The organism is Ralstonia sp. ASV6, assembly GCF_016429285.1.
Classification (GTDB): Bacteria; Pseudomonadota; Gammaproteobacteria; order Burkholderiales; family Burkholderiaceae; genus Ralstonia; species Ralstonia flaminis.
Genome location: NZ_JAELUI010000198.1, coordinates 1 through 7,335, shown reverse-complemented (window position 1 = coordinate 7,335; position 7,335 = coordinate 1). Strand labels below are relative to the sequence as shown.

General features: G+C 64.1%; 5 protein-coding genes and 1 pseudogene. 4 read left to right on the top strand and 2 right to left on the bottom strand.

Annotation, left to right across the window (positions count from 1 at the left end):
* Positions 1–18: 18 nt before the first annotated feature.
* Positions 19–972, bottom strand: a complete 954-nt coding sequence (gene panE, locus JHD73_RS25300) for a 2-dehydropantoate 2-reductase (RefSeq protein ID WP_199032919.1) — start codon at positions 970–972, stop codon at positions 19–21.
* Between the two features lie 166 nt (positions 973–1,138).
* Between panE and ttcA the strand changes: the two genes are divergently transcribed.
* The gene (gene ttcA / locus JHD73_RS25295; RefSeq protein ID WP_199032918.1) at positions 1,139–2,062 is read left to right on the top strand and encodes a tRNA 2-thiocytidine(32) synthetase TtcA; all 924 of its coding nucleotides are present in this window, start codon (positions 1,139–1,141) and stop codon (positions 2,060–2,062) included.
* Between the two features lie 9 nt (positions 2,063–2,071).
* On the opposite strand, the gene JHD73_RS25290 is transcribed toward ttcA, so the two are convergent.
* Positions 2,072–3,034, bottom strand: coding sequence for a DUF6279 family lipoprotein (locus JHD73_RS25290; protein WP_233177148.1), 963 nt, complete (start codon positions 3,032–3,034; stop codon positions 2,072–2,074).
* A gap of 170 nt (positions 3,035–3,204) precedes the next feature.
* Between JHD73_RS25290 and glmU the strand changes: the two genes are divergently transcribed.
* The 3 genes and pseudogenes from glmU to JHD73_RS25275 form a co-directional block, all read left to right on the top strand.
* Positions 3,205–4,572 (top strand): bifunctional UDP-N-acetylglucosamine diphosphorylase/glucosamine-1-phosphate N-acetyltransferase GlmU, encoded by a 1,368-nt coding sequence (gene glmU / locus JHD73_RS25285; protein ID WP_199032917.1) that lies wholly within the window; start codon positions 3,205–3,207, stop codon positions 4,570–4,572.
* Positions 4,573–4,698: 126 nt separating this feature from the next.
* A complete protein-coding gene (gene glmS / locus JHD73_RS25280) occupies positions 4,699–6,537 on the top strand; it encodes a glutamine--fructose-6-phosphate transaminase (isomerizing) (protein WP_199032916.1) in 1,839 nt (612 codons plus the stop codon).
* A 609-nt stretch (positions 6,538–7,146) separates the two neighbouring features.
* Positions 7,147–7,335: pseudogene (locus tag JHD73_RS25275) on the top strand (hypothetical protein); the annotation flags it as partial.

The window sequence follows — 7,335 nt, the reverse complement described above, 5'->3', positions numbered from 1 at the left end:
CCCCAAAAGCACCACCGCTCAAACAGCAGGCCGCAACAACCGCTGCTGATACGCCTGCAAATGCGCATACGCCACACGCAGCAGCGACACATCCACCCCCAGCTTGCGCCCCCGCTGCAGCATGTCACCGACGATGTGATCGGCCTCCACTCGGCCACCGTTTTCCAGGTCCCGCAGCATCGACGCCGTAAGCGGCGACCCCACCTGCGTCAGCACCTGCTGGCCGCGCTCACGCGCCTGCGTGCGGATGGGATAACCCGATGCGGCAGACACCGACTGGCACGCCGCAAACATCGCCTCGTTGAGCGCACGCCCCTCATCCGTGGCGACGATCTCGCCCACGTTGGCCCGCATCAGGCACGTCATCGACGCCAGCGAGGTCAGGAAGACAAACTTCTCCCACATGTCCTGCATCACGTTGTCGGCCAGCACCGAATCAAAGCTGGCCGTGGCGAACACGTTGCGGATGGCCTCGGTGCGCGCGCGCGGGGCGTGCGGCGTGCGCTCGCCAAAGGTGACGGACTGCGGCGCCGGGCCTGACCCAATGCCGAGGTGCAGCACGGCGCCATCGGGCGCAGTGGTGGCGCTGATGTGGCACAGGCCGCCCAGCACGCGCGACTCACCGAAGGCCGCGTCCAGCCGGTCCAGGTGCGCCAGCCCGTTGAGCACTGGCAGCACGACGGTGCGCTCGCCCACAGCGGGGCGGATCGCGGCAATCGCATCGTCCAGGTCATAGGCCTTGCAACTCAGCAGGATGAGATCGGCCTGGCCCCAGGCGTTGGCTTCGTCGGCGGTAATGATCTGCACGGGCAACTGCGCATCGCCCGCCGGGCTGCGGATCACCAGACCTTGCGCGCGCAACAGTGCCGCCCGTGCCGGGCGCACCAGAAAGGTCACGTCTGCGCCGGCCTGGGCGAGCCGTCCGCCGAAGTAGCCGCCGGTGCCGCCGGCGCCAAGTACCAGAATCCGCATTGCTGTCTCCATGTTGGGCGAGGGATCAAGCAAACGATTCTAGGCCGGTTCGTCCAAGCCTGCAGACGGTGCCACCGCGCGTTGCCGTTGCACGCTAAAATACTGATTTTCCTCACGATTTGACGCCCGTTCGGCCATTATTCAGCGCTGGCGGGGTCAGCATGCCATGACGTTTTCCAATAACTTCCACCGCCTCGAAACCCGCCTGCAGTCGGCGGTCGGTCGCGCCATCGGCGACTTCAAGATGATCGAGGACGGCGACACCATTCTCGTGTGCCTGTCCGGCGGCAAGGACTCGTACACGATGCTGTCGATCCTGATGGCGCTGCAAAAGCGCGCGCCCGTCAACTTCAAGCTGATCGCGATGAACCTCGATCAGAAGCAGCCCGGCTTTCCGGAGGACGTGCTGCCCACCTATCTGAAGAAGACAGGGGTGGAGTACGTGATCGTCGAGGCGGACACGTATTCGATCGTCAAGGAGAAGGTGCCCGAGGGCAAGACCACGTGCTCGCTGTGCTCGCGCCTGCGCCGCGGCGTGATCTACCGCACGGCCAAGGAACTGGGCGCCAACAAGATCGCGCTGGGCCACCACCGCGACGACATCGTCAACACGTTCTTCCTGAACATGTTCTTTGGCGGCAAGATGAAGGCGATGCCGCCCAAGCTGGCCACCGACAATGGCGACCACATCGTCATTCGCCCGCTGGCCTACTGCGCGGAAAAGGACATCGCGTCGTACGCGCGCGCCATGGAATTTCCGATCATCCCGTGCAACCTGTGCGGCTCGCAAGAGAACCTGCAGCGCAAGAAGGTCAAGGAGATGCTGCTGGAGTGGGAGCGCCAGACGCCGGGTCGCATCGACAACATCTTCGCGTCGTTGCAGAACGTGGTGCCGTCGCACCTGGCCGATACGGACCTGTTCGACTTCAACGGCCTGAGCACGGGCCTGGCCAAGATTGGTGAGGACTCGCTGTTTGGCCAGACCTCTTACGATCAAGCGCCGCTGGTGTTTGCCGGCTCGCATGACGACCGCATCGAGTTCGTACGCTTCGAGCGCAAGCCGGCCGCCGACGAAGCCGCCGCGAACTGATCGCGGCGTTCAGTTGTTCTGCGCCTGAGTAGCGCCGCCGGTTTCGCCGTCGCGCATCAGGTCACGTACATCGTTGATCCAACCCTGCAGGCGCTCGCGCGCATGTTGTTTCTGGCGCGGCGTCGTCAGGTTGGCGATGGTGACCAGCATCGCGGTATCGGATTCGCGGCGCACGCGCTGCTGGACGCCACGCTCGCCCGGGGCGCGCTGCCACTGGTCGGCATAGACCGTGAGCCACTGCACGACGGTCGCTTCATCCGGGCGCTCCTGCTGCACGCGGGCAATCAGCGCCAGCCACGCCTGCTGGCGCGCGACGCGCTCCTCATACCGGGCCGGCGTGCTGTCCACCATCGGGGCGATGGCTGTACGAATGGCCTCCTCCTGCTCGGCGGAGAAACTGCCGTATATGAGGCGTGCATCCTCCATCACTTTCTTGAGGCGGGCGCGCAGGCGCTCTTCAGCGTCGTCGCCCAGGTAGCGGCGCCGATACTTCTCGTTGCTTTCCGTCAATTTTTTCTGCACATGCGCAAGCTGCGCGGGTGTGGTGCTCAGCAGCAGGCGAGCGATGTCGGGCTTGGCCTGGTCAAAGGCGGCGCGCCCGAATTGCTGGAACGCTTCCTGGTAAACGTACATTTGCTGCGCCGTCACAGGTTGCTGCAACGCTTCCTGCGCGCGCCGCAGGAGCGCCGCCACACGTGGCAACTGGTCTTGTCGGTGCCAGACAAAGAAGCGTGCGACGGCCTCGCGCGTGGGGCCGGCCTGGGCGTCCTGCAGGTCGAACTGGCCATCGATCCACCAATAGGTCAGTCGCGCCCCCTGGCTATAGCCCACTTTCAAGGTGCTGCACGCCTGCAGACAGGCTAACGAGACGACCGCCGCCAGCACGACCAGCCAGCGGCTTAGCCGGCCCGGTAATGGCGCAATTGCAACAATTCGACCGTTTGACGGGTTCAACTGGGGGGGAGGCCCCATGCTAAAATTTTTCATCTGTGTCTTATACGCCGCAAATGCGCCCCATAGAAGGGTTTGCTGGCGGTCCAGCCAACTTGAGGGGAGGTGGCGGGCAGCAGGTTCCGGGTGGCCATAAGCATGCTTGGGACACCGCCGCAGGCTATCGCTTCGAGTCACTCTAGGAACCTCCTGTGAATATCGTCATCCTTGCCGCAGGCATGGGCAAACGCATGCGTTCCGCCCTGCCGAAAGTGCTGCATCCGCTGGCCGGCAAACCGCTGCTGGCCCACGTGATCGAAACCGCGCGCTCCATGTCGCCAACGCGACTGGTGGTCGTGGTTGGCCATGGCGGTGAGCGTGTGCGTGAGATGGTCGGCGCGCCCGATGTCACCTTCGCAACGCAGGAGCAGCAGCTCGGCACCGGCCACGCCGTCATGCAGGCGCTTGGCCAGCTCGATGAGAGCGTGCCCACCCTGGTGCTCTACGGCGACGTGCCGCTCACCCGCGCAGAAACGCTCAATGCGCTGGTCGGCGCCGCCGGGCAGGACCACCTGGGCGTGCTGACTGTGCACCTGGATGACCCGACCGGCTACGGCCGCATCGTGCGTGACGCTGCCGGCCGCATCACCCGCATCGTCGAGCAGAAGGACGCCAACGAAACGCAGCTTGCCATTCACGAGGTCAACACCGGCATCCTGGTTTGCCCGACGGCCAAGCTCAAGACGTGGCTGGCCACGCTGTCCAACAACAACGCGCAAGGCGAGTACTACCTGACCGACGTGATCGAGCGCGCCGCCACCGAAGGCGTGCCGATCACCTCCGCACACCCGTTGGCCGAATGGGAAACGCTGGGCGTGAACAGCAAGGTGCAGCTGGCCGAGCTGGAGCGTATTCACCAGCGCAACCTTGCGCAGCAACTGCTGGAAGACGGCGTCACCCTGGTCGACCCGGCGCGTATCGACATCCGCGGCCACCTGTCGTGCGGTCGCGACGTGGTAATCGACGTGAACTGCGTGTTTGAAGGGCATGTGGCGCTGGCTGACGGCGTGCATGTGGGTGCCAACTGTGTGATCCGCGAATCGGCCATCCATGCCGGCGCAGAGATCCTGCCGTTCTGCCACATCGAGCAGGCCAGCGTGGGCGCGGACTCGCGCATCGGTCCATACGCACGCCTGCGCCCGGGCACGCAATTGGCCGAAGACGTGCACATCGGCAACTTTGTCGAGGTCAAGAACAGCCAAGTGGCGGCGCACAGCAAGGCCAACCACCTGGCCTATGTGGGCGACGCCACGGTGGGTTCGCGCGTGAACATCGGCGCGGGCACCATTACCTGCAACTACGACGGCGCGAACAAGTTCCGCACCGTTATCGAAGACGACGCCTTTATCGGTTCCGACTCGCAGCTCGTGGCGCCGGTGCGCGTGGGCAAGGGCGCAACGCTGGGTGCTGGCACTACGCTGACCAAGGATGCGCCGGATGGCAAGCTGACCGTCTCGCGTGCGCGCCAAGTCACTATCGAGAACTGGCAGCGTCCGGTCAAGCAGAAGAAGGGCGCCTGAAGCGGCGTCAGATGTCCGCCTGCGCCGAACAGCGGATGCCGCTGCGGCGCACGAGCATCGATACTGAATGGAATACGTATCGAGCGCAGCGCATCGCGACGCTGTGCTCCAACTGGAGAAATCAACATGTGCGGTATCGTCGGCGCGGTTTCCACGCGCAATATCGTTCCCGTCCTGATCGAGGGCCTGCGCCGCCTGGAATACCGCGGCTATGACTCCTGCGGCGTTGCCGTGCAGCGCGACGGCCAGCTTGAACGCGCGCGTACCGTGTCGCGCGTGGCAGACCTCGACACGCAGGCGCAGACCAGCCACCTGGACGGCGCCATCGGCATCGCCCACACGCGTTGGGCCACGCATGGCAAGCCGGATACCGTCAACGCCCACCCGCACTTCTCGGGCGACACCATCGCCCTGGTGCACAACGGCATCATCGAGAACTACGAAGCGCTGCGTGAAGAGCTCAAGGCCGTCGGCTACGGCTTTGAATCGCAGACCGACACCGAGGTGGTCGCCCACCTGATCCACCAGGCTTACACGTACCCGAGCAGCGCCACACGCGGCAACCTGTTTGCCTCGGTGCGTGCATCGGTCAAGCGCCTGCATGGCGCCTATGCCATTGCTGTGTTTGCCCGCGACAATCCCGACGTGGTGGTCGGCGCGCGTGCCGGCTCGCCGTTGGTGGTGGCACTTGGCGAAAAGGAGACGTTCCTCGCCTCTGACGCGCTGGCCGTGGCTGGCACCGCGAGCCGCATGGCCTACCTGGAAGAGGGCGATGTGGTGGAGATCACCCGCGAAGGCTTCACCGTGATGGACGCGCACGACAAGCCTGCCGTGCGCGAGGTCAAGGAGGTGGGCGGATACGCTGCCGCCGTGGAGCTTGGCCCGTTCCGCCACTTCATGCAAAAGGAAATCTTCGAGCAGCCGCGCGCACTGGGTGACACGCTTGAAGGCATTCAGGGTTTTGGTCCCGACCTGTTCGGCCCGAACGCGGCCGAGGTGCTGTCCAAGGTTGACAGCGTGCTGATTCTGGCTTGCGGCACGAGTTACTACTCGGGCTGCACGGCCAAGTACTGGCTGGAGTCGATCGCCAAGATCCCGACGCAGGTGGAAGTCGCCAGCGAATACCGCTACCGCGAGACGGTGCCCAACCCGAACGCGCTGGTTGTGGTGATCTCGCAGTCGGGCGAAACCGCCGACACGCTGGCCGCACTGCGCCACGCACGCGAGCTGGGCCACACCCACACGCTGGCTGTGTGCAACGTGGGGACAAGCGCCATGGTGCGCGAGACCGAACTCAAGTTCCTCACGCGCGCCGGCACCGAGATTGGCGTGGCCTCGACCAAGGCATTCACCACGCAGCTGGCCGCCTTGTACATGCTGGCGCTGACGTTTGCCAAGCTGCGCGGCCATCTGAGCGACGCGCAGGAAGAAGACGCGCTGCGCCACCTGCGCCACCTACCGTCGGCACTGAACGCCGTGCTGGCGCTGGAGCCGCAGATCATTGCGTGGTCGGAAGAGTTTGCCCGTCGTGAGAACGCGCTGTTCCTGGGGCGTGGCCTGCACTACCCGATCGCTCTGGAAGGTGCGCTCAAGCTCAAGGAAATCTCGTACATCCACGCCGAGGCGTATCCGGCCGGTGAACTCAAGCACGGCCCGCTGGCCTTGGTGACCGACGAGATGCCGGTGGTGACGGTGGCGCCCAACGACGCGCTGCTCGAGAAGCTCAAGTCGAACATCCAAGAAGTGCGCGCGCGCGGCGGCAAGCTGTACGTGTTTGCCGATGCCGACACGCACATCCAGTCGAGCGACGGTATTCAGGTGATCCGCATGCCGGAGCACTACGGCCAGCTCTCGCCGATTCTGCACGTGGTGCCGCTGCAGTTGCTGGCGTATCACACGGCGCTGGCGCGTGGCACCGATGTGGATAAGCCGCGCAACCTCGCCAAGTCGGTCACAGTCGAGTAAGTCTTATCGCTGTACAAAAAAAATAGCGATTTGAAATAGTTATTGCGCCGCGTTTCCGAAGTTGTTGCGCCGTTGTCCCGGCATCCCTTGTGAACACCGGGTTTCCGGGCGGCGCAACAACTAATTGAAACGCCACGTTGCCGTGGCAGACATCCGGGTTTGCATCTGCTGTTCTCCTCTGCAGAGCCCATTTCATGCGCTCACGCGTGCCTCCACCGCATACGAACGCGCCTCCCAACCTCCGCCCCAAACTTTGCTCTCGCGCATCGAGATGCATATATCGTCGAATTTGATTTTCGTCGACGCCTAGGCGCGTATGCGAACCCCCGCTACGCATGCAATGTACCGGTGCTCCGAGCGCTTCGCGCGAGTGCCGACCGGGGTGCTTCAAGACAGAAACATCATGCGTTGATGTGCTGAGCGCTGGCGATATCCAGTTCGTGCCAGCTTGCGCCTCCAAATTCAATGACCTGCCTGTTTCAGCCACGACACAAAAACGTGTGCTTGAGCAGGGTGTTGCCATTGGGGGCGGGCGTATTCCTAGGGAAATCAAGGTGTTAGTCGTCCTGGCACAGATGTCGCTCTATGCCCTGCGGGGAGGAGCCAGCCATGCCAACAATCACCTCGCGACGCCATGCCTGGCGCTTGGCGATCCACCGCGCGATTGAGCCAACCGCACTGGCTGCGGGGCTTGCAATGATGCTTGCCGGCGCACCGGCGTTTGCAGACGAGGGCGACATCATCGTGCAGCGCGACGTCACGCCGCGTATCGCCTATCGGGGTGTGCCCACTGAAGCC

What these genes read in the sequence shown, in the direction of transcription:
- panE (WP_199032919.1), bottom strand. Translation starts at nt 972, where the DNA reads ATGCGGATTCTGGTACTTGGCGCCGGCGGCACCGGCGGCTACTTCGGC.
- ttcA (WP_199032918.1), top strand. Translation starts at nt 1,139, where the DNA reads ATGACGTTTTCCAATAACTTCCACCGCCTCGAAACCCGCCTGCAGTCG.
- JHD73_RS25290 (WP_233177148.1), bottom strand. Translation starts at nt 3,034, where the DNA reads ATGGGGCCTCCCCCCCAGTTGAACCCGTCAAACGGTCGAATTGTTGCA.
- glmS (WP_199032916.1), top strand. Translation starts at nt 4,699, where the DNA reads ATGTGCGGTATCGTCGGCGCGGTTTCCACGCGCAATATCGTTCCCGTC.